Origin of the sequence: Anabaena catenula FACHB-362 (assembly GCF_014698735.1) — a bacterium.
Classification (GTDB): domain Bacteria; phylum Cyanobacteriota; class Cyanobacteriia; order Cyanobacteriales; family Nostocaceae; genus Anabaena; species Anabaena variabilis_A.
The window spans coordinates 17988-38831 of record NZ_JACJTQ010000050.1 but is presented as its reverse complement, the minus strand read 5'-3'; the positions used below and the strand labels follow the sequence as shown (position 1 = coordinate 38831).

Here is a 20844-nt window from a genome sequence, read left to right as displayed (position 1 = left end):
GTGAGGATTGCTCTGAATATATTCAAATATACTGCCCATAACGTCTTACCAAAAAATACACTTTTATATTCTTATACCATAATTTAATTCTTTTTCGGAGATGTCTAATCAATAATTATTCTGTGATGATTTGTAATCGCTTCAACATACAGTCATTAATTACTAACTATAGTCATTGAAGCCTTGAATTATTTTGGCATTTTCTGGTAATTTCGCATCTCGTTGTCCCTGAGAACGCGCATTAGCAGTAAATAACCCAATGGGAGTATCTAATAAGTCTACAATACCAGCTTTACCAATAATATTTTTAATAATTGCTTTTGGTAATTCTTTCAATATCCAACGTAAGACGCGATAACGATATTCTCCTGGTGTCATCTCTCGCATTAAATCTACACCATGCAATTCATGTAAATAACGATTAGAACGTCCATAACGTCGCCATTGACTGGCTAATTCTTTCATTGTCACTCGGTGACGGTGTTGAACAATAGCATTTGGCGCAAATTCTAATTTACCCAGATTAGCTTTGAGAATACGCCAACAAATATCTGCATCTCCTCCTGTAGTAAGATAGGGACGAAATAATCCTGAAGTGTTAAAGATGCAACGACGAATTGCTAAATTTGCAGTTTGTCCATAGGGACAAAATTTATGAGCAAGGGTATGTTTTTGGGATAAAGTTTCTTGTTTATCTGCGAATTTTTCCAGGATGTTTTTTCCTGGCAACGCCTCAATTTCACCAGCGACAATTACTACTTCTGAGTTAATAAAAGGCTGAATTAATGTGTTTAGCCATTGCGGTTGGGGACGACAATCAGCATCGGTAAAAGCAATAATTTCACCAGTGGCGGCTTTAATACCTGTATTGCGGGCAGCGTAGGAACTTTGAATATTATTTTCACTTAAGGGACGGATAGTGATGGGCGAATTTTCAGCGGTTGTGTTGAGAATGGAGAGAGTGCGATCGCTACTGTTATTATCTATCAGTAAATACTCTACCCGGTCTTGGGGATAAGTTTGCCCTAAAAGACAACTTAGTAAATCTGGTAACTCTGCTTCACCATTATAAATAGGAATCACCACCGAGACTTTGGGGAGAAAGCTTTGATAGGTATTTGCATCAACTGACTGATTATTCATAATCTGAAATTATCTGACTAATAGCATTTTGGATTTTGGAGTTTGGATTTTGGATTGTAAAAAACTTACTGATATCTTTCTATCTCAGGACTTACGCGTATTTTATAGCAGGTGACTCTTAACAGGTGACAGGTGACAGAGTTGAAAGTCTGTTTGTGTCTAGGTTTTATCATTAGTTCACGTCCTAACCACCTTGGCAGTTGCTATATTTATAAATATATATCAGTGAGTAATATGTCACGAAAAGTAAAGTTGCCCAAAACCTTTTCTCTGTTCCCTTGTCATAACGACAATTTTTAACCCCAACCTACTTAAAAATCTGTATTTGGTTTTTTTCAAAATCTAGAATTCCCAATAAAATCCCACCCTTGATTCTAAGAGTGGGAGCTAATTAAGCACAAAAATACATGAACACCTGATCACAACGCTTAGAATTTCAAATCTTCAGCACGACTACTCAGAGGTTGTGAGTTAGGAACTGTCACAGGTTGAGCAAATTTGCTATTAGAAGAAAGAGCAGCAATAGCGCGGGCATACTGAGGATCACTCTGAGTCCCGATTAAATCTGGATTAGAAGCCAATTGACGTTCTTGTGCTTCTGTCAACTCTAGTTTGATATCGGGGGTAATTCCCTTATGGTTGATATCTGTGCCTTTGGGGGTGTAATAGTGGGCAATAGTGACTGCTAACCCAGAACCATCAGCCAGTTCATGCACTGATTGGACTAAAGCTTTACCAAAAGTTTGACTACCTACAACTACTGCGCGTTTGTTATCCTTGAGTGCGCCGGTCAAAATCTCACTCGCACTAGCGGAGTTACCATCAACTAAAACTGCCAAAGGGCGATTTGTTAAGGCTGTGCGATTGGCTTTTGTTTCTTCACTACTTCCTACACGGTCTACAGTCTTGACAATTCCACCATTGTCATACCACATCCGCGCAATTTCTATACTTGCTTGCAGTAAACCTCCTGGATTTCCTCGCAAATCTAAAACATAGGAATCGGCTTTTTGATTGTCCAAGTTGCGAATAGCCCGTCGCATTTGATCAGCTGCGTGGGCGCTAAATTCTCTTAAGCGAATATAGCCAATCCGACGACCACCTTCTTGCTTGAGGGTATAACGGACTGTGGGGACTTCAATTGTTGCCCTTGTCAGTTTCAAATCAAAGGCATTTTTTCCGGTTCTTCCCAGTTTCAATGTGACGAGGCTACCGACTTTACCGCGAATAAGACTAGAAGCATCATCTACTTTCATTTTGAGAGTAGGTTTACCGTCAATTGCCAAAATCTCATCACCGGCTTGAATACCTGCTTTTAGCGCGGGGGAATTTTCGATAGCTTCGATGACAGTTAAACGCTTGGTTTTTTCATTTATTTCCATGCGAATGCCAATTCCTGAAACTTCCCCAGATGTTTGGCTGGTTAGGGTTTCAAACTGTTTAGGGTCCATAAACCTTGTGTATGGATCTCCCAATTTTTGTAGGGCTTCGCGGATAGCTACATAAGCTTGTTCGTTAGAAGTATAGTTTTTGCTTAACAGGCTCTGCCTAGTTGCTTGCCAATCTTGTTGATTAAATTTGCCATCAACATATTCACGATTCACAAGTTGCCATACTTGGTCAACTAACGCTTTGGGACTATCTTGTAGAGCAGCGTGAACGGAGCGAGTCAAAGCTTGACCACATACAGATAGAGTAGCAGTTGTAGCGATCGCTCCACCAATCAAGGCTGCTTGGAGCGGTGAGTGACGTTTCGCAGATTGGTTCATGTATGAGAATAGTTGTATTGTTGACAGTTTAACAATCAGGCTTTCCTGAGATTTTCAAGTTTTTATACCCTCAATTTCAGCTATGCTTAATTCATCATTTTTTCCTTTGTAAATGATGTGGATATCACTGTCTATGTTATTAGCAATAATTGCTTGTTATTTTCTGTTTTACAGTAAAAATAAACACAGCACTCTTGTGACACGTGTCACTGTTTCATCTTTACACCCTAAATTCTTTTACTAAGATAGCACTTTGTTGACTTGATGGCAGAATTTTTCAAAATTAGACAATAAAGCTTTAATTTTCTATGTTATGAAGCACAAATTTAACATTAATTTATTAATTTCCTTGAGGCGTAGATTTAGAAAATTCTGGAGTTTGTCAAAATACATTGTTTTGGCTTTGTGTTTTATCCTCATTAGTTGGTTAACCTTCACCACTATAACCTTAGTTTCTGCTTCCTCACAGCAGGTAAATGCCTTATTTGTGCTTGGAGGTAGCATTCGCAGAGAAATTTATGTAGCCCAACTAGCAAAACAATACCCACAAACCCCAATTTTAATTTCTCATGGTTCCCCAGAACCCTGTATTTGGCTAATTTTTCAGCGAGAAGCAGCCGATTTGCAAAATATCTGGTTAGAGAATTGCGCTAATTCTACCTTTGAAAATTTTTGTTATGGAATACCAATTTTGCGGGGTTGGGGTGTGCATAAGGTAAAATTAATTACTTCGGGAACTCATGTATTCCGAGCTAAGTTGATGGCACAAATCATCTTAAGCGCTCATGGTATCTGGGTAGAGCCTGATGTTGTTAAGGAAAATGGTATTCCGGGTAATCATGAGTCTTGGCTAAAAACTTTCTTAGACGTTATCCGCAGCTTATTGTGGGCGATTTTAAGTCAAATCATTCAGCCCCAATGTTCGCAAATTACAAAACTGGTTGATGTCGATATGCAAGCTTGGGAACAGAGAGGTTTTCAGTGTGAATATCAGGGGGGAATAATTCGCGGGATTCAAAATTAAGTTGTTGCTAAGTGAAAATATGATTTTATCTCACGCTCCAGATGCTCCAAACACAGATAGTAAGAGTTTGAGAATGGTTGTGTTCTGGGTTAGTTTTGACTTGCGGATATGTGCGGTTAATGCCTTTGCATAAACAATAAATTACGAAAAGATGGAAAGTGAAAAATGGGCATAAATCCTTAGGGATGTGAAAAGATTCTCGATTTCTTAATTATATCTTCATCTTCAGATGTTAACTTTCCCCACCAGTCAGTTTTGCCACTTACCACCACAAGTTGTGCAGACAAATAGATTATGTTTTTGATTGAGCATTGATTTAAAAATGTGTAGGAATCAGTCGGAAACGCAGACATGAGAGTTTTTTACAGTAGGGCTACTGCGAGATGTCTAATAGCTGCATTTATGTAAAAAAAGAATAATTAACAGTTATGCTATCCTTTCTATTTTTTTCACCAGATTTAGCGGTTTGCAGTTGGTAAAGTACACTTTTAACCTCTCTCCTGCAAACAAAGATTGTTTGAAATTATCTCTTCCCAATGCAGTAAAGGGGTTATATCAAGTGGTGCATTTGATTCAATGGAATCCTTTTTGTGAAAGGCTTGTTGGCAATAAATTAATGATGATGATGCTGGATTCTATAAAAGAATTGTAGTCAAATTGAGCAGTACTTTGGAGAAAAAAATTTTGGAAAGGACTTGTAAATTTATTTGAATCCTTAGCTTGATAGTTGAATATAAAGATATATTTCCCAAACCAAATACTCTCAAATATTACACTCTATAAACTCTGTACCACTGCGGGCTATTATAATTTCATCGCACACAAATCAGCCAATTCACAAACATTACAACCAGGAGAACGAGCTTTACACACAGCCCGTCCGTGATAAATTAGACGAATTGACCAATTCTCCCAATCGGGTTGGGGTAATAACTTCATTAAATCTTTTTCAATCCCTACAGGTTCAGTATTTTTCGTCAACCCCAAACGCTGACTCAATCGTTTAACGTGAGTATCTACAGTTACTCCCGCATTGATACCATAAGCATGAGCTAAAACCACATTTGCAGTTTTCCTCGCTACTCCTGGAAGCTTTAAAAGTTCTTCCATTTGATTAGGAACCAGAGAATTAAAATCATTGATAATCATTCGACAAGCGCCTTGAATATTCTTGGCTTTGTTGCGATAGAAACCAGTCGAACGCACCAATTCTTCTAACTCTGTTAAATCAGCATTTGCTAAACTTTCAGCATCAGGAAACTTACCAAATAATCCTGGTGTCACCTTATTCACGCGCTCATCTGTACATTGTGCAGAAAGAATAGTTGCTACTAGCAGTTGTACAGGAGTTGAATAGTCCAAAGAACAAGTAGCATCTGGATAAAGAGACTGGAGACGCGAAAGTATTTCTATAGCGCGTTGTTTTTTAGATAATGATTTACGAGTCAATCAATTTTAGATTTTGGATTTACGATTTTGATTTTTTTTCTAGTTTAAACTAGATTGCTAGATATTTTTAGATTGGGGATTTTAATGATTTAATCTCATCTCCAATCCTCAATCTAAAATTACGTTATGATTACTGTAACAGTTTTTGCACCCAATCTAACTGGAAGGTTAACTGAGTGGTTTCTTTAACTATCAGGAAAATTCCTAATCCTAAGAGTAAGACCAAACCAGTCTGCATTACGCCTTCTTGAATCTTGGTCGGTAAAGGTTTACCAAATAAACCTTCAATGAGAAGAAAAGCCAGTTGACCACCATCTAAGGCTGGTAAAGGCAAAATATTGATAACTGCCAAGTTAATGCTAATAATTGCGGCAAAAGAGAATAAATTAGCAATATTATCAGATGCTAATTTTGCCCCAATTTTGACAATATTAACCGGGCCTGAAACTTGTCCGACAGTTTGTTGAAAGTTGGTAGCTAACTGTCCAAAACCTTTGACTGTGCCGACGATTAGCTGTTCAAACCGATTAGCTGCAACGCTGAAAATCTCACCAATATTTTGGGGACGACGATAAACTGCTTTACCATTAGGCCCAAGTTCAATCCCAACTAAACCTTTACCATCTGCACCCTGTTGGGGAGTTAATGTCAAGGTTCTTTGTTCGTTTTGATGTTGAACTTTTAGGTTGATTTGCTGATTGGGATGAGTTTGGATTTCTTTGGTTAGCAATAAGGTGGAATTGCTACCAGCAGCGAGTTCTTGACCATTAACAGCCAGAATAATGTCTCCTTCTCTAAGCCCTGCTTGGTAGGAAACAGATTGTTCATTCACAGGTTTAACAATTACACCTGGTTGATATTGGAATTCCTGGGGGATACCGACGATACCAAGTTGCAACGCCAACATCAAATAGGCGAAAATTAAATTGGCGACAACTCCGGCACTAATGACAATCGCTCGATCTAAAACTGGACGGTTCCGCAGCAGATTTGGGTCATTGGGGGGAACTTCACTATCTGGGTCATCATCAGGAAAGCCGACAAAGCCACCCAAGGGGAAAGCGCGGATAGCATATTCCGTTTGTGATCCTTGGTACTTGAAAATCACGGGGCCAAAACCCAGGGAAAAGCGGTTAACGTAAATACCTTGAGAACGAGCGGCTATAAAGTGTCCAGCTTCGTGTACCAAAATCAAAATAGCCAAGACTGCGATCGCTGCTAAAACTGACATAGAGCAAATTAGTCAAACATATTGAAATATATATTCTTATTGTAGTTTGCTTGGGAACGGTCAGACAAACCCCGCTGGCTGTGTTGGTTCTGTCTCAACTTCATCTCAATGTTCTCATGTAGTTATGGTAATCAGATTTTCACGAGTGAGTGGACATTCTTTTTTTCGCGCATTAGCGAAGCAAAGTAGGAAGTACGTTAGTTGCAAAGGAAGAGGAGATAGCTTTTTTACCTCACGCAGAGACGCAGAGAACACAGAGGAATATCGCACTTTGCAAATTGTAGAAAATTTAAGTTTTTGAGCGATCGCAAAGCACTTCGTAGGAATCGCACTCCCTCAACTTCCTAACAGCGATACCTATGCCTACGGCTCCCGTAAGGGATACGGTCAGCTATCTCTTCGAGTCCCGTCAGGGATACGCTATCGCATCCCTTCAACTCCCCAACATCCTTTTTTAACGAACCACGTTCACGCAGTGTCCCGTAGGGATAGAAGCGAAGAACACGAAGGAAGAAGAGAAGAAAGAGCGATCGCACTCCGTAGGAATCGCACTTCCTCCACTTCCCAAACAGCGATACCTTCGGTCAGCTATCTCTTCGAGTCCCGTCAGGGATACGCTATCGCACTCCCTCCAACTTCCCAACATCCTTTTTTAACGAACCACGTTCACGCAGTGTCCCGTAGGGATAGACACGAAGAACACGAAGGAAGAAGAGAGCTAAAAACATTATTCCGTTAGTTTAGTAGTAATTGATTTACCAATATAATGAAAGTAGTCACTGGTTACACCAAAAGCTACAGAATGTTTAGCCATGACAAATACAGTCTGATTATTTTCACCAATAAAGAAATAGTGCTTTTTTGAATCTTCTGTTTTTGCAACCTCAATTTTTGTAAACTCAATATCTGCTATTTTTCGCCAATAATATTCATATCCCATACCGTAGAAAACAACGGCTTTAGGTTTATGTTCTTTGATTCTTTGACTAATATGATTAATTCGCTTCTCAATACAATAATTTCTATAAATTTCTCTATCAGATAAAAAAGGAAGTTGAGAATGTCTAGCATATATCCAATTATCAATAGATGGTGAAGGTAAAGGCAATAATTCTAATAAACAAGTTTCTTTATCTTTCCTACCTAATTGGTCTAATTGATATTTACGAATATCTTCTACATCAATATTATCTTTTCCGTTAGCACTTAATGTAATACGAATTAATCCCTTCCATGTATTCTGTATTTTCTCATCCCACCATCCCATATATTCATGATATTCTGCAACATCATCTATTTCATTTTTACCTCTTTTTTCCCATGTATTGATTCTAAAATTAATGTCTTCAAAATCTTCTCCTCCTGCTTCTTCCATACCAATAAACCAATATTTTCCCTCATAATTACCATATCCATAAAATGTCTCAATTCTTTTTTCTAAAAGCTCATTATTGAAAAATTGCTGACTGTCCATAATTACGTGATTCTGATTAAATAAGGATACTTAATAAGTAAAACAGATTATAGTACAAATGTTTTATATTGTCAAGCAAAAAACTTATTATAACTATTTAATATTACTTAGATTATGACACTTGACAAGTAAAAACAGCTACAGTCTAATGTTCTAGTATTTCCAATTAAAGATAAATAATCAGGAGTTAATATGGGTGTATTTTGGTATTCTGAAGCTGAAGTGGTAACAACTGAACCAGAAACAGTCAAAAAAATAATTAAGAAAATTGCACGTAGAAAAGGTATACCACCAGTGCGTAATTTAAAAATAAAAGGCAATTCAATTTTTTTCGATTCAGATGGCTATGGTTGTTTTGGCGTAAAAGGTGAAAATTATAATCCTAATCCTCCTTTTAATGATCTTCCTGTTTTATTTGAAAAACTATTGGAATCATATTCAGGAGCTTTAATTTGTTTTGAATTTGTTAGCCCATGTCAGGGACAAGAATATTATTTTTCATCAACTTGGATTAAACCTGAAGGTATAGCTCAAATTGATGGAAATTGGTATGAAGGTTGTTATAAATATGCCCGTATGTTATGGTGGAAAAATGAAGATATTTCAAAAACAGCAGATGATTTAATAACAGATGATTTAGTTCGTATATTTGATATGGCTGATATATGGAATATTCCAATTGACATAGAAAGATATAAAGAGAATATGCCAAATCTTTATGCTGCTGTTTGCAAAGCTAAAGCAGGTGGATTTGATGATTGGGCGATTAATAATTATGGTAATAAAGTAATTACTTTTCAAGTTGCCGAAAAAATAGGAGAATTATATAGTGATAATCAAGATAATGTATTACAAGATTGTTTTGACAATATAAATAAGTGGAATTCTTTTCCAGCCGATGTTGAGAGAGAGGATTTTGTATTTAAACTTCCTGAAAATTTTCCTAAATTATCCAAATTACAGTAAATAAACTCTCTTCATATTTGCGCCTTTGCTCCTTAGCGTCTACTCTTCGAGATCGCTAAGAGCGATTGCGCGAAACAAACCTCTCCGTGCCTCTGCGTCTCTGCGTGAGAAAAAAGAAAGGGTGTATTAATAAGACACACCCTACAAAATAATTAAATTTCTTCTCTTCGTGTTCTTCGCGTCTATCCCTACGGGACACTGCGTGAACGTGGTTCGTTTCTCTTAAAGCTGCTTCACTTCCGAAACCAACTTAGCCACCATATCCTTAGCACTACCAAACAACATCGTTGTCTTATCCTTATAAAACAACTCATTATCAACACCAGCAAAACCGGCACTCATACCGCGCTTAATCACAATAGTCTGCTTTGCCCGATCAACTTCCAAAATCGGCATCCCATAAATAGGACTATTCACATCACTACGCGCCGCCGGATTCACAACATCATTAGCACCAATCACTAACGCCACATCAGCTTGTTCAAACTGGGGATTAATATCCTCCATGTCATACAACTGCGTATAAGCCACATTAGCTTCAGCCAATAATACGTTCATGTGTCCTGGCATTCTCCCCGCAACAGGATGTATCGCATATTTTACATCTACACCCATGCGTTCTAGTTGATCTGCCAACTCGCGGACGCTATGCTGTGCTTGAGCAACTGCCATACCGTATCCTGGGACAATCACCACAGAACGGGCATAACCCAACATCATCGCCCCTTCTTCGGGATCGATACTGCGGACAGTTTGATTACTTGCACCAGCAGCAGCACCACCAGTAGCAGTAGAAACTGAACCAAAGGCACTAAATAAGACACTGAACAAAGAACGGTTCATAGCCTTACACATAATTTCGGTAAGGATTAAACCAGAAGCACCTACCAAAGCACCGGCGATGATTAACATATTGTTCATCACCACAAACCCAGCCGCAGCCGCAGCTACACCTGAGAGGGAGTTTAACAGGGAGATGACAACGGGCATATCGCCGCCACCAATGGGCAGTACAAACATGACACCCAACACCAAAGAAACAGCCACCACTCCCAAAAATACGGGGAGGCTATCTGGTGTGATGATTAAATAGGCACTTCCAGCTAAATAAGAACCCAAAAGCAAGAGGTTAAAAGGTTGTTGCAAAGGAAAGGTAATTGGTGTACCGCTAATTAAACCTTGCAATTTGGCAAAAGCCAGAAAACTACCTGTTAAGGTAACACCACCAATTAACACATCCAATAACATGGAAATGTTGACATCGAGGGGGATAGGTTGAGAACTATCTAACAACCGCCAAAATTCAGCCACAGCGATAAGTGCGGAAGATGCACCACCCAAACCGTTGAGTAAGCCCACCATTTGGGGCATATCTGTCATTTGCACTGTGTAAGCCACAACAGCGCCAATTACCGAACCAATAGCCAAGCCTACCAAAATCATCTCGTAATTTAAGACTTGCTGATCTAGCATTGTGGCGATAATTGCTAACAGCATTCCCACCGCAGCCACAAGATTACCGTTTCTTGCTGTAGCCGGAGAACCCAGTTTTTTCAAACCGAGAATAAATAATGATGCAGCGACTAAATACGTCAGCTGAATCCCAGTTGGTAAAAAGTCGCTCATGCTTTAACTTCCTTTTTCTTGAACATTTGCAACATTCTGTCTGTGACGAGGAAACCACCAACAACGTTAACCATTGCTAAAATCACGGCAATTAAACCGAGAATTACTGATAAATTGGTGTTTCTCTCCCCAGCAGCTAATATTGCCCCAATTACGGAAATGCCGGAAATAGCGTTAGAACCGGACATTAAGGGGGTGTGTAATGTGGGGGGGACTTTGTTGATGACTTCAAAGCCTATGAAGGAGGCTAAGACAAGTACGAATAAGGCCGCAAGTAATGCTTCTGTCATTTCGATTTTGGATTTTAGATTTTGGATTTTGGATTTTGGATTTTTACCTCACGCAGAGGCGCAGAGACACAGAGAGTAAGAGCAATCTATGAGTCTGCGTAGGCGAACTTTACCTGTGTATCCGCGATTTCAATCGTTTGGGCTAAACTGCTACTGCTTGCAAAGCGTCTTTTACTCGTTGGTTTCTAATTTCTCCAGCGTGGGTAACACAAGCTGCGTCAACGATGTCGTCACTAAAGTTGATTTCTAAGGCTTTGTCTTTAATCAACAGTTGCATTAATGATGTGACGTTCTTTGCATACAGTTGGCTGGCGTGTACTGGCATTGATGATGGTAAATTGATGGGGCCAATTATGGTTACACCATTCCAAACAATGTCTTTACCTGCTTCTGTGCAAGCGCAGTTACCACCCTGTTCTGCGGCTAAGTCTACTATGACTGAACCTGGTTTCATTTGTGCCACCATTTCTTGGGTAACAAGTTGTGGCGCTTTTCTTCCTGGTACTTGGGCGGTAGTAATTACTACGTCGGAGTTTTTGACGTGTTCGGCGACTAGTTCCTGGGTGCGTTTTTTACTATCTTCGGAGATTTCTTTGGCGTAACCACCCGCAGCGACGGTTTCTTCTTCGAGTTTGACTTCGACGAATTTCGCCCCTAAGCTTTGTACTTCTTCTTTAACGGCTGGGCGAATGTCAAAGGCTTCTACTACTGCGCCTAGTCTTCTTGCTGTGGCGATCGCTTGCAATCCGGCTACACCTGCTCCCATAATAAATACTTTGGCTGGGGCAATAGTACCCGCCGCAGTGGTTAACATGGGAAAATATTTTGGTAATGCCGCAGCCGCAATCAATACGGCTTTATAACCCGCTAGTGAGGCTTGGGATGATAAAGCATCCATGCTTTGCGCTCTGGTGGTACGGGGGATTAATTCCATACTCAAAGCTGTAATTTGGCGATTTGCCAATTTTTGCGCTACGACGGGATTACCCAAGGGATTGAGAAAGCTAATTAATACAGATCCTGATTTGAGTAAATCAATTTCTGAGCGTCCATCTTCTCTTTCTTGAGGAGGACTAACTTTGAGCAAAACATCTGCTTCTCCCCATAATTGGGCTGTATCGCTGATAATTTTGGCTCCTGCGGCTTCATAAGCAGCATCACTGAAAAATGCTTTTTCTCCCGCACCTGTTTCTACAAAAACCTCTAAGCCTTGTTTTACCAATCTGGCTACGGTGTCGGGAATTAAGGCTACACGACGTTCACAAACTTCAATTTCTTTAGCAACTGCTATTTTCATGCAATCTCCTGAAGATAAATACCTAAATATCTACTAACTATGGAATTTCTCTGTTGATGAAGGATTCACCGCACTTATAGAGCATAGGTGAGTAATCTCAGCCCTGAGTTTTTCTGGTAGATTTAACCTTGAACTTTGTCTTTCTCACTCTTATTTTTTCCAAGCAAAGTTTTACTCTGCCGCTTACATAAGTCACAATTCCAGATATTTGCACACAAACTATTTTACTTACTGCACATCTTATGGTGATTTCCTGATGTTATATCTATGTCTTCAGATTATTTTCGGGATTGATAATTTCTGGTATTGGTTTCTGGCATCTTGCAGTATTCATCAAATTTTGCCAGATTGATATTTTTTCAATTAATTCTTAATTATTGAGACTTGCTTTCCTGTTGTTAAAAACTTTACAAAGTCCACAAATACTGACAATTTATATTTGGATCAAAGACCTGGGGAAGCTCTTAGGTGGTTTACGCATTATAAACAAGGATGTTTATACTAACGTTGCGTCCAAACTTGTTAGTTTTGGCGGTTAGGGGAAGCCGGAGGAGAGAGAGCCTACCGTTTAGAGCAACTTAGGAGCAACTGCACAGGCGGCGACCCGCTATGAATGAAAGAAACAAAATTTTCTTGAGTACTTTACTCCCAACTTTACACCCCACACTCGTTACTCAGTACTCGGTACTCGGTACTGTTTCTTGAAAGGGAGCAATGACTCAAGACAGGATATCGTGAGTTTAGTGACACCTGGAGAGTTGGAATTTGACCACTCTATCGCCATTTAACTAGCGATCGCAATGCCCCTGTCTGCCGATATAGCTAAAGGTATAGTCCAATTTTTATGGAAAAAATAAATTTAAGTACACTTATTTCGGCACTTTTGGCTGCGATTTAACGTCTATTTTCACTCATACAGTAGTAAAGTTTATTTACGAATACTAAACTCTTTGTTACGTAAGCTGATAAATCTACTATCCACTAAAGGAAGCCCAACTATGAGACGCGTATTTTCTGCCTTAGCCGTAACTAGCTGTTTGTTGACTAGTTTTTCGGCTACGACTTGGGCGCAGAGCCTACCTGGTTTGACATTATTTAGCGGTGTTAAAAGCGAAAATCAGCTGCCGTTTCGGTTAGATTTTGGCGGACAAACTAATAGCTGGGATAGATATATATTAAGACTTCCAGCCAAAAAAATGAAGTTGGCAGTGGCTCAATTTGCCATTACCTATCCTAATTATTACAAAGGAAGTTTTGATCCCAAAAAGGTTGAAGTCAGAATCAGAGGTAAAAAAGTTCCCCTGTCTGAAGTGAAATGGGACAAGGAAGGCCGGGTGTTGGAGATATTTCCCGAAGAACCAGTCCCAGCTGGGAGTGCTGTGGAGTTAGTCTTATCCAACGTCCAAAATCCATACTTTGGGGGAATTTACTATTTCAACTGTCAAGTTCTTTCCCCAGGTGAGGTGCCATTACTGCGTTACCTCGGCTCGTGGATTATCAGTATCTCTTAAGAAGGGAATAGTGAATAGGGAACAGGGAAATACAAGCTTCTAGATTTAAATATGCCTAATACTTTCTCTGTCACCTGTCACATGAAAACTCTATCCAGAAATATGTTTATATTGCCTGTAAAGTGGTAATATTGCAGATTGTGACTTTTTATAAAAATCGTCTAAGAGGAGAAAGGTATGCAAAGAACCCTGGGCGGCACTTGCCGTAAGAGAAAGAGAACCTCTGGATTTCGCGCCAGAATGCGGACACCAGATGGCAGAAACGTGATCAGCGCTAGGAGAAGAAAGGGTCGTCATCGTCTGAGCGTTTAGGGTAAATTTAGCAAACATAGCAACTGTGCCTTTACCCAAAGCACATAGATTAAAATCCCGCAAGGATTTCCAGGCAGTTTTCCGAGAAGGAATTCGGCGACATAGTTCTCATTTTACGTTGAGAGCCTTAAGTCCGTCGCGTTCAAAAGAGCCTTCTTTGGATACTGCCCCCAAAACTCCACAACCAACTGGCTGTGAAAGTTTAGCCAGCACGCAAATTGGAATTTCCATTAGCACCAAAGTTAGTAAACGAGCAGTAATTCGCAACCGAATTAAACGGCAAATTACAGCAGCTTTGTATAAATTGTTGCCTAGATTATCCCCAGGATGGCGGTTAGTGCTAATTGTTAAGCCAACAACAGCAGAATCTGAGTGCGTAAGCCAACAATTTCTGCAAGAATTAGAGCAGTTGTTGGCAAAAGCTGAGGTCTTTCATGGGCATTCGTGAAGAAATTTATTATGAGGGTGGTCCCCATATAGGCGATTTAATTCTCAACCTGCTCATAGGGCTAACCCTCATTGGTATACCATTGACGGTTGGGGCTATCGTGAGGGCATTGTGGCTGCGCTTCCGCATCACCGATCGGCGAATTTCTGTGATTGGTGGTTGGATGGGAGGCGATCGCACTGACGTAATTTATTCAGAAATTGTCAAAGTGGTGAAAGTCCCTCGTGGCATTGGCCTGTGGGGAGACATGGTACTTACCCTCAAAAATGGAACTCGGTTGGAGATGCGGGCTGTTCCCAAGTTTCTGGAAGTCTATGACTACATTAACGAAAGAATCGCTGCTAAAAACCCCGAATATAGCAGTGCCAATTAGTAAAAGTGCTGATTTTCCAGTGATGAGTCCTGAGTTAAAAGCTTTCTCATCTGCGGCTTTTTTACTCTTTCACTACTTACTGAGTCAGCACTCATTACGCTCATTTAGCATTCTTTTTTTCAAATCATGTGCGGCTATCCGTAGCTTGTGATAGTCGCGCCTAAATCACGATTTAGATAAATTAGATTCAGTTCAGTTTACAGTACCTCAGGTTGAATTCAGAATAATGGATTTTGGTATCGGGTTTCTCTCGAACAACGTGATGCTGCCAATCATAGACTTTTTCTATGGTTTTTTCCCCAGCTATGGATTAGCGATCGTTGCCTTGACATTGATAATCCGCTTTGCGCTCTATCCCCTGAGTGCTGGCTCCATTCGCAGTATGCGACGAATGCGGGTTGTCCAGCCTGTCATGCAAAAGCGGATGGCGGAAATCAAAGAGCGCTATAAGGATGATCCGCAAAAGCAGCAGGAGGAAATGGTTAATGTCCAAAAAGAATTTGGCAACCCATTAGCAGGCTGTTTGCCTCTGCTGCTACAGATGCCAGTACTACTAGCACTGTTTGCGACTTTACGGGGTTCGCCTTTTGCTGGTGTTAACTACTCAGTTAACCTAGAAGTCTTTCCCTCTGAACAAATTGAACGCATTCAACCCCAAGCCTTTGCCACTGCCCCACAAAACATTTACATTGCCGATGGGGAACACACAAAAATCACTGCGATTTTACCTGGTGGCAACAAGTTGGCGGTCGGAGAAAAGACTAAAATCCAATATCAGACAATGGAGGGCAAACCATTTGATTTGCTCTTAGCAGAACATCCAGAAACTAAGTTGACCCCTGAATGGAAAATCATCAAAGGGGAAGATAGAGTTAAAATTGATGCAGAAGGTAATGTAGAAGCCTTACAGCCAGGAGAAGTGACAATTCAAGGCTCAATTCCTGGACTGGCCGCAGATAAAGGATTTCTGTTTATTGATGCTTTAGGTAGGGTAGGCGCACAAGATCCAGATGGCACGATCCACTGGGATATTGTGGCGATGATTGTCTTCTTTGGTATCAGTCTTTACGTTAGCCAATTGCTTTCTGGGCAGAATTCCAGCGGTGGCAACCCACAACAGGATACAGTGAATAAAATCACACCAGTTATTTTTTCTGGGATGTTTTTGTTCTTTCCCCTGCCAGCTGGTGTGCTGATGTATATGGTGATTGGTAACGTTTTCCAAACCCTGCAAACTTACATTCTTTCCCGCGAACCGCTACCAGAAGAATTACAAAAGCTGGTGGAAACACAAGAGAAAGAAAAAGAAGCAGCCAGCGCCGAACCAAAGAAGTTGCCGTTTGAACCAAAAAGTTCTAAGAAAAAAGCTACAGGCTGATCATGACTAATATTCCCATGCAGCGGGGTGAGCAGTGGTTAAAAACACTGCTGCATTTCACTAATATATCTACCGAAGTCAAGTGTAATTTAGAAACTGCTACGTTGTTAGACGCAGAGTCTCCGCAATCTGATAGCTATTGGTTGACAATTGATCAAACCAGCTTGATGTCAGAACAAATCAGAATTTTAATTGGTGCTGATGGTTCTGTGCTAGATGCGATTCAGTATTTAGCCAATTCGGTTCTTAACTTGAACCAACCAGAGGAGCAGCAGGCATCTTATACCATTGAGTTGAATGGCTATCGTGTCAGACGAGAAGCGGAAATTCGCACTTTAGCTGAAGCGGCTGCCCAAGAGGTGCGTTTAACTGGTAAAGAGGTGGAAATTAAATCGCTTAGTTCGGCTGAACGGCGACAAATGCACACGTTTTTCCAGGATTTTCCTGATTTAGAAACCTTTAGTCGGGGTAAAGAACCTCATCGGCTGTTGGTTGTTCGTCCGGCGACGGAATCACCAACAGATCCGGGCTATTAGAGCTAAAATCAAAGATGTAGTATCAGCACAATTGCTGATCATCAACCCTACTTTTTCGTGAGGATGTCTCACAAGTCCTATGGACGCTATTTTTATTCCGCAGCTAACTAAAGCCCCGGAGCGAACAGAGGAAATTCAAGTTAATGAGTCTCTGCCTGGTTTGGAAACTTTAACCCCGGTGCGTGGCACTATCCGTGTGCAACATCTAGGTACTTACTTAGAAGTTTCCGGTCAGGCAGAAGCAATTATTACTTGTACCTGTAACCGCTGCTTGCAGCAATATAATCAACGTTTGGCTGTTAATACTAAAGAAATAATTTGGTTAGAGGAAAATGCTAATCAAGCAGAACAGTTACCTTTAGAGATGGAAGTGGCTGTAGAAGATTTAGTGGAAACTCTATCACCTGATGGTCATTTTTACCCCACAGAATGGCTGTATGAGCAGATGTGTTTAGCAATTCCTCATCGTCAGTTGTGCGATCGCAAATGTCCAGGTATTTTGGATGCTGTTGCTAGTTCTGAGGAGATTATTGATAGCCGTTGGGCTTCTTTGCAAAGCTTGAAAAAGCAACTTCCAGAATAGTAAAATAAACTCAAGTAAGGAATTTGAGTTATGTCGAGTGAAACCATCACGACTCAAGGACAAGTAACTATCCCTAAAGAAATTAGAGCCATAGCCCTAAATTTTATCCAGCCAATAAACATCCTTTAACAACTTTGGAGCATAGGAAACGAATTTTCTATTGCTCTTTTTTTCTTGTTCTTTTAAATCTTGATAAATTGCCTGTAAGTCATTATTAAATCGACTAGAATGGGCTTCTCTAATTTGATAAATTTCTTGTATAATTTGATCTTCCCACATAAATTTTACCTCTCTATCAGTTTTTCAGGGTGACAAATTATTACTGGCTAATTTTATAAATTATATATTCAGTTTTTTACAGCTTATTCTCTTGATTGAACTAAATATTGACTTAGATTATTTAATAATCTCTGATGCCTTTCTGTTGAAATTACGCCAATTGAGCCAATTATACTGTTACGAGTGATGACAGTTAAGAAACTTAATCTAATCACAGATTGACTAACTAAGCCACTGGATTGAAAATCATCATCATTAGGTGAGACGATTTCATCAAAATTAGAAATATATTGTTTTAATTGGGTACTGATTCCACAAACCAAAAAGTCTTGATATTTTGGCATTTCTTTCAAAATCAGCGCAGGACGGTTTTTTATTTCTCCATTTGCTTGCGGAATAGGAGTTAATATAATATTACCTTCTTTCATAATTAGGATTATATTCTTGTATTGATTCTAGAGTATATTCTGGTTCATTTTCTGCATAACATTGATTTAAGTTATTTAAAGAAAAATTTTCCCAATCTTCTCTTGCTTCTGTATCGGGTTCTAAAACAATAGGAATAATAAATACTTTCGTTCCTTCTGGGATAGATACGGGATCGAGTAATTCTATTTTCCCGTCTTTAACAATTGCTAAATGTCCTAATGTCATTGTGTTAGCTCCTTGTTTTTCTGTATTTTAGCACCATTAAAATTCAGCCAAGCCACGGGAAGATTGTACTATTTCTAAACATTCTTTAAGATCATCGCCAACCCACCTTCCAGCATGGCGTAGAATTGATTTACCTGATCCTTGACGATGAGGTGGTTGAGGTTTTGAGAATTTGGTAGACTGTTTGTTTTTTATTGATTGTATAAGATTAAGCGTTTCTATAAGCTCTGTTTCTGACATTGAGCTAATTTCTTGTATAAGTAATTCCTTAGTTGACATAATTTTTATCTCCATATTTTCTGTATTTTAGCATTTTTGATATCAGCGATATCTACGGTAAGCTAGGCTAACTCTATTCGTCATTAACATCTGTCAAGCGTCTAACACACTGCCATACTGACTTTATTTAATTTTACTTGGCAAATTAAGTGAAATCGCCAATAATATAATTAACTGAGTAAATAAATGATACAAGATGTATATCAAGAAGCTGCAAGTATTTAATTATAAGTCTTATTCCAACTCTGGCTCTGGGGAAATGGAATTTTCACCAGGTATCAATATTATTGTTGGAAAAAATAATGCGGGTAAAACATCTTTACTTGAAGTGCTGACGCTGGATTTTGAAAATCAACCGCATAGAAGTTTAAAGACATTACCAAATAAGACTTCGACGATAGAAAAAAAATCGAGAATAGAAATTACTTTGCATCTTGGAAAAGGAGAATGGCGAAGTTTTATCCAATATATGTCTCCTAATATTGGTATTCCTATTCCTAGTGAGACTGAAGAATATAGAAAATCTTTAAACCTTATTGATAATAAATATAGAGAGCCATACATCGGACTTGGAAGTAACCATGATTTGATTGAAAAAGATAAATCCAAAATCCACAGAGAATTTTGTATAGAACACCTTATAAAACTTCAAAGTTCATTAGATGATAATAATCAGGAAACAAAGATATCTCTTTATACTAATAAACAAATGGATGATATGAGTTTAACTAAATTAGTTAACTTCGACACATATGAAGTTGTTAATAGTAAAAAGTTTTTGCAAGTTGCATATAATACTCAAGATAAAGAATTTCATCTTTCAAAAGAAAATCAAGATGAGAATGATAACTTTCAAGAAAGTATAGGTTACAGTATATTTGATATATTTGTAAGTCGTATTTATAGATTTAAAGCCGAACGCCTAAATATTGGTGTTTGTAAATTTGAAAATAATGATCAACTAAAATCAGATGCTTCTAATCTAGCTGAATCAATATGTATATTGCAAGGCAAAAATCCAGGTATGTTTGCAAATTTTAATAACTTAGTTTCAACTGTTTTGCCTGAGATTAAGTGGATTTCTGTATTACCGAGAGATAATTCAGATGTTGAAATTAAGGTTTGGACGCTAGATACTCAACTTAATAGAGATGATTTATCACTTCCTCTATCTTCATGTGGAAGTGGAATTGGTCAAGTTTTAGCAATTGTATATATTCTAGTTTGTTCTGAAGAACCTAGAACATTAATTATTGATGAACCACAATCATTTTTACATCCAGGTGCAGCTAAAAAGCTCATAGAGACTATTAAACAATTTCCCCAACATCAATATTTTATTGCTACTCATTCACCAGATATTATCACAACGGCTGATCCTTCTAATATTATCAAGCTGAAATATGAAAATTGTGAAACAACTGCATCAGTTATAAACGCAAAAGAGATAAAATCACAAAATGAATTATTAGAAGAGCTTGGAGTGAGGCTATCTGATGTTTTTGGTGCTGATAATATCCTTTGGGTAGAAGGAAAAACTGAACAGATATGTTTTCCAAAAATACTTGAAAAGGTATTAAAAAAGCAGTTGAGAGGTACTAAAATCCTCGGTGTGATGAATACTGCTGACTTTCAAGGTAAACGCGCTAGTCTTATATTTGATATTTATCAAAAATTGAGTGGTGGAACAGACTTATTTCCTCCTGCAATTGGCTTTCTGTTTGATAGTGAAAATAGAACAGAAGAAGAAAAGGATAAGTGGCAGAGGCAAAGTGGAAAACCTGTTGAATTTTTGTCTCGACGGATGTATGAAAATTATTTACTTGATTCAGAAGCAATTGCAGCAGTTTTCAATGAAGATAATCAATCTCGACCAGAACCATTGCCAATAAATCTTACAAGTGTTGAAGTTGAAGAATGGCTAAATCAGAAAAAGCAAGAACAAGAACTCTCAGAAACAGAGTGGTTATCTACAGTTGATGGTTCTCAACTTCTTACAGAATTATTCAGAGAACTATCTGGGTCAAAATTAACGTTTCATAAAACAAGAGAACCTTATAACCATTCTTACAAACTGACAAAATGGCTAGTTGAAAACAAACCTGGATTCCTGTCTGGACTTGCTGAAGAAATTGCAAATATGCTTAATTATGAGGAGCGATCGCACCGACAACCATAATTATCGACTATCGCCCACATCCGCCTGAGATTGAAATCTCAGG

General features: G+C 38.9%; 23 protein-coding genes. 11 read left to right on the top strand and 12 right to left on the bottom strand.

Annotated elements, in window-relative coordinates; translation table 11 throughout:
- Nucleotides 1-162 precede the first annotated feature (162 nt).
- Complete coding sequence (locus tag H6G68_RS22730) at nt 163-1143, bottom strand: glycosyltransferase family 2 protein (protein WP_190908682.1); 981 nt, start codon at nt 1141-1143, stop codon at nt 163-165.
- Between the two features lie 428 nt (nt 1144-1571).
- The gene (gene ctpB / locus H6G68_RS22725; protein WP_190908681.1) at nt 1572-2912 is read right to left on the bottom strand and encodes a carboxyl-terminal processing protease CtpB; all 1341 of its coding nucleotides are present in this window, start codon (nt 2910-2912) and stop codon (nt 1572-1574) included.
- Nucleotides 2913-3225: 313 nt separating this feature from the next.
- Between ctpB and H6G68_RS22720 the strand changes: the two genes are divergently transcribed.
- Nucleotides 3226-3936, top strand: a complete 711-nt coding sequence (locus H6G68_RS22720; protein ID WP_190908680.1) for a YdcF family protein — start codon at nt 3226-3228, stop codon at nt 3934-3936.
- A gap of 804 nt (nt 3937-4740) precedes the next feature.
- On the opposite strand, the gene nth is transcribed toward H6G68_RS22720, so the two are convergent.
- Both nth and rseP read right to left on the bottom strand, forming a co-directional pair.
- Nucleotides 4741-5385, bottom strand: a complete 645-nt coding sequence (nth, locus tag H6G68_RS22715; protein WP_190908679.1) for an endonuclease III — start codon at nt 5383-5385, stop codon at nt 4741-4743.
- 130 nt (nt 5386-5515) lie between these two features.
- A complete protein-coding gene (gene rseP, locus H6G68_RS22710) occupies nt 5516-6616 on the bottom strand; it encodes an RIP metalloprotease RseP (RefSeq protein WP_190908678.1) in 1101 nt (366 codons plus the stop codon).
- A gap of 475 nt (nt 6617-7091) precedes the next feature.
- Between rseP and H6G68_RS22705 the strand changes: the two genes are divergently transcribed.
- Nucleotides 7092-7355, top strand: a complete 264-nt coding sequence (locus H6G68_RS22705; protein WP_190908677.1) for a hypothetical protein — start codon at nt 7092-7094, stop codon at nt 7353-7355.
- Here the strand turns inward: H6G68_RS22705 and H6G68_RS22700 are convergent.
- Nucleotides 7344-8090: a hypothetical protein gene (locus H6G68_RS22700; protein ID WP_190908676.1), complete on the bottom strand. Its 747-nt coding sequence runs from the start codon at nt 8088-8090 to the stop codon at nt 7344-7346. The two genes, H6G68_RS22705 and H6G68_RS22700, sit on opposite strands and share 12 nt — an antisense overlap.
- 192 nt (nt 8091-8282) lie before the next feature.
- Here H6G68_RS22700 and H6G68_RS22695 point away from each other — a divergent pair, with 192 nt between their 5' ends.
- On the top strand, nt 8283-9056 hold the full coding sequence (locus H6G68_RS22695; protein ID WP_190908675.1) for a hypothetical protein: 774 nt from the start codon (nt 8283-8285) through the stop codon (nt 9054-9056).
- 222 nt (nt 9057-9278) lie between these two features.
- Here H6G68_RS22695 and H6G68_RS22690 read toward each other — a convergent pair whose 3' ends face one another.
- From H6G68_RS22690 to H6G68_RS22680, 3 genes are all read right to left on the bottom strand, one after another.
- Complete coding sequence (locus H6G68_RS22690) at nt 9279-10682, bottom strand: NAD(P)(+) transhydrogenase (Re/Si-specific) subunit beta (RefSeq protein ID WP_190908674.1); 1404 nt, start codon at nt 10680-10682, stop codon at nt 9279-9281.
- Nucleotides 10679-10972 carry an NAD(P) transhydrogenase subunit alpha part 2 gene (locus tag H6G68_RS22685; RefSeq protein WP_015214883.1) on the bottom strand — a complete coding sequence of 98 codons (294 nt, stop codon included), beginning with the start codon at nt 10970-10972 and terminating at the stop codon, nt 10679-10681. The genes H6G68_RS22690 and H6G68_RS22685 overlap by 4 nt, the downstream gene beginning before the upstream one ends.
- A gap of 142 nt (nt 10973-11114) precedes the next feature.
- Entirely contained in the window at nt 11115-12269 is a 1155-nt protein-coding gene (locus tag H6G68_RS22680; RefSeq protein WP_190908673.1) for a Re/Si-specific NAD(P)(+) transhydrogenase subunit alpha, read from the bottom strand.
- A gap of 998 nt (nt 12270-13267) precedes the next feature.
- Here H6G68_RS22680 and H6G68_RS22675 point away from each other — a divergent pair.
- From H6G68_RS22675 to H6G68_RS22645, 7 genes are all read left to right on the top strand, one after another.
- The gene (locus tag H6G68_RS22675; RefSeq protein WP_190908672.1) at nt 13268-13780 is read left to right on the top strand and encodes a DUF2808 domain-containing protein; all 513 of its coding nucleotides are present in this window, start codon (nt 13268-13270) and stop codon (nt 13778-13780) included.
- 177 nt (nt 13781-13957) lie between these two features.
- The gene (gene rpmH, locus H6G68_RS22670) at nt 13958-14092 is read left to right on the top strand and encodes a 50S ribosomal protein L34 (RefSeq protein WP_015209090.1); all 135 of its coding nucleotides are present in this window, start codon (nt 13958-13960) and stop codon (nt 14090-14092) included.
- 25 nt (nt 14093-14117) lie between these two features.
- On the top strand, nt 14118-14540 hold the full coding sequence (gene rnpA / locus H6G68_RS22665) for a ribonuclease P protein component (RefSeq protein ID WP_127054625.1): 423 nt from the start codon (nt 14118-14120) through the stop codon (nt 14538-14540).
- Nucleotides 14527-14913, top strand: a complete 387-nt coding sequence (locus H6G68_RS22660) for a PH domain-containing protein (protein ID WP_190908671.1) — start codon at nt 14527-14529, stop codon at nt 14911-14913. The genes rnpA and H6G68_RS22660 overlap by 14 nt, the downstream gene beginning before the upstream one ends.
- 226 nt (nt 14914-15139) lie before the next feature.
- The gene (gene yidC, locus H6G68_RS22655) at nt 15140-16291 is read left to right on the top strand and encodes a membrane protein insertase YidC (RefSeq protein WP_190908670.1); all 1152 of its coding nucleotides are present in this window, start codon (nt 15140-15142) and stop codon (nt 16289-16291) included.
- Between the two features lie 2 nt (nt 16292-16293).
- Nucleotides 16294-16827, top strand: coding sequence for a Jag family protein (locus H6G68_RS22650; RefSeq protein ID WP_190908669.1), 534 nt, complete (start codon nt 16294-16296; stop codon nt 16825-16827).
- Between the two features lie 79 nt (nt 16828-16906).
- On the top strand, nt 16907-17410 hold the full coding sequence (locus tag H6G68_RS22645; protein ID WP_190908668.1) for a YceD family protein: 504 nt from the start codon (nt 16907-16909) through the stop codon (nt 17408-17410).
- 96 nt (nt 17411-17506) lie between these two features.
- Here the strand turns inward: H6G68_RS22645 and H6G68_RS22640 are convergent, their stop codons facing one another.
- From H6G68_RS22640 to H6G68_RS22625, 4 genes are all read right to left on the bottom strand, one after another.
- On the bottom strand, nt 17507-17689 hold the full coding sequence (locus H6G68_RS22640; protein ID WP_190908667.1) for a hypothetical protein: 183 nt from the start codon (nt 17687-17689) through the stop codon (nt 17507-17509).
- Nucleotides 17690-17772: 83 nt separating this feature from the next.
- Complete coding sequence (locus tag H6G68_RS22635; RefSeq protein ID WP_190908666.1) at nt 17773-18117, bottom strand: type II toxin-antitoxin system PemK/MazF family toxin; 345 nt, start codon at nt 18115-18117, stop codon at nt 17773-17775.
- Entirely contained in the window at nt 18104-18343 is a 240-nt protein-coding gene (locus tag H6G68_RS22630; RefSeq protein WP_190908665.1) for a glycosyl hydrolase family 31, read from the bottom strand. The genes H6G68_RS22635 and H6G68_RS22630 overlap by 14 nt, the downstream gene beginning before the upstream one ends.
- Before the next feature lie 36 nt (nt 18344-18379).
- The gene (locus tag H6G68_RS22625) at nt 18380-18622 is read right to left on the bottom strand and encodes a hypothetical protein (RefSeq protein WP_190908664.1); all 243 of its coding nucleotides are present in this window, start codon (nt 18620-18622) and stop codon (nt 18380-18382) included.
- A gap of 196 nt (nt 18623-18818) precedes the next feature.
- Between H6G68_RS22625 and H6G68_RS22620 the strand changes: the two genes are divergently transcribed.
- Nucleotides 18819-20801 carry an AAA family ATPase gene (locus tag H6G68_RS22620; RefSeq protein WP_190908663.1) on the top strand — a complete coding sequence of 661 codons (1983 nt, stop codon included), beginning with the start codon at nt 18819-18821 and terminating at the stop codon, nt 20799-20801.
- The last annotated feature ends 43 nt before the right edge of the window (nt 20802-20844 follow it).

Coding starts and splice junctions, on each gene's coding strand:
- H6G68_RS22730 (WP_190908682.1), bottom strand. CDS start 1,143: ATGAATAATCAGTCAGTTGATGCAAATACCTATCAAAGCTTTCTCCCC.
- ctpB (WP_190908681.1), bottom strand. CDS start 2,912: ATGAACCAATCTGCGAAACGTCACTCACCGCTCCAAGCAGCCTTGATT.
- H6G68_RS22720 (WP_190908680.1), top strand. CDS start 3,226: ATGAAGCACAAATTTAACATTAATTTATTAATTTCCTTGAGGCGTAGA.
- rseP (WP_190908678.1), bottom strand. CDS start 6,616: ATGTCAGTTTTAGCAGCGATCGCAGTCTTGGCTATTTTGATTTTGGTA.
- H6G68_RS22700 (WP_190908676.1), bottom strand. CDS start 8,090: ATGGACAGTCAGCAATTTTTCAATAATGAGCTTTTAGAAAAAAGAATT.
- H6G68_RS22695 (WP_190908675.1), top strand. CDS start 8,283: ATGGGTGTATTTTGGTATTCTGAAGCTGAAGTGGTAACAACTGAACCA.
- H6G68_RS22690 (WP_190908674.1), bottom strand. CDS start 10,682: ATGAGCGACTTTTTACCAACTGGGATTCAGCTGACGTATTTAGTCGCT.
- H6G68_RS22685 (WP_015214883.1), bottom strand. CDS start 10,972: ATGACAGAAGCATTACTTGCGGCCTTATTCGTACTTGTCTTAGCCTCC.
- H6G68_RS22680 (WP_190908673.1), bottom strand. CDS start 12,269: ATGAAAATAGCAGTTGCTAAAGAAATTGAAGTTTGTGAACGTCGTGTA.
- H6G68_RS22675 (WP_190908672.1), top strand. CDS start 13,268: ATGAGACGCGTATTTTCTGCCTTAGCCGTAACTAGCTGTTTGTTGACT.
- rpmH (WP_015209090.1), top strand. CDS start 13,958: ATGCAAAGAACCCTGGGCGGCACTTGCCGTAAGAGAAAGAGAACCTCT.
- H6G68_RS22660 (WP_190908671.1), top strand. CDS start 14,527: ATGGGCATTCGTGAAGAAATTTATTATGAGGGTGGTCCCCATATAGGC.
- yidC (WP_190908670.1), top strand. CDS start 15,140: ATGGATTTTGGTATCGGGTTTCTCTCGAACAACGTGATGCTGCCAATC.
- H6G68_RS22650 (WP_190908669.1), top strand. CDS start 16,294: ATGACTAATATTCCCATGCAGCGGGGTGAGCAGTGGTTAAAAACACTG.
- H6G68_RS22645 (WP_190908668.1), top strand. CDS start 16,907: ATGGACGCTATTTTTATTCCGCAGCTAACTAAAGCCCCGGAGCGAACA.
- H6G68_RS22640 (WP_190908667.1), bottom strand. CDS start 17,689: ATGTGGGAAGATCAAATTATACAAGAAATTTATCAAATTAGAGAAGCC.
- H6G68_RS22635 (WP_190908666.1), bottom strand. CDS start 18,117: ATGAAAGAAGGTAATATTATATTAACTCCTATTCCGCAAGCAAATGGA.
- H6G68_RS22630 (WP_190908665.1), bottom strand. CDS start 18,343: ATGACATTAGGACATTTAGCAATTGTTAAAGACGGGAAAATAGAATTA.
- H6G68_RS22625 (WP_190908664.1), bottom strand. CDS start 18,622: ATGTCAACTAAGGAATTACTTATACAAGAAATTAGCTCAATGTCAGAA.
- H6G68_RS22620 (WP_190908663.1), top strand. CDS start 18,819: ATGTATATCAAGAAGCTGCAAGTATTTAATTATAAGTCTTATTCCAAC.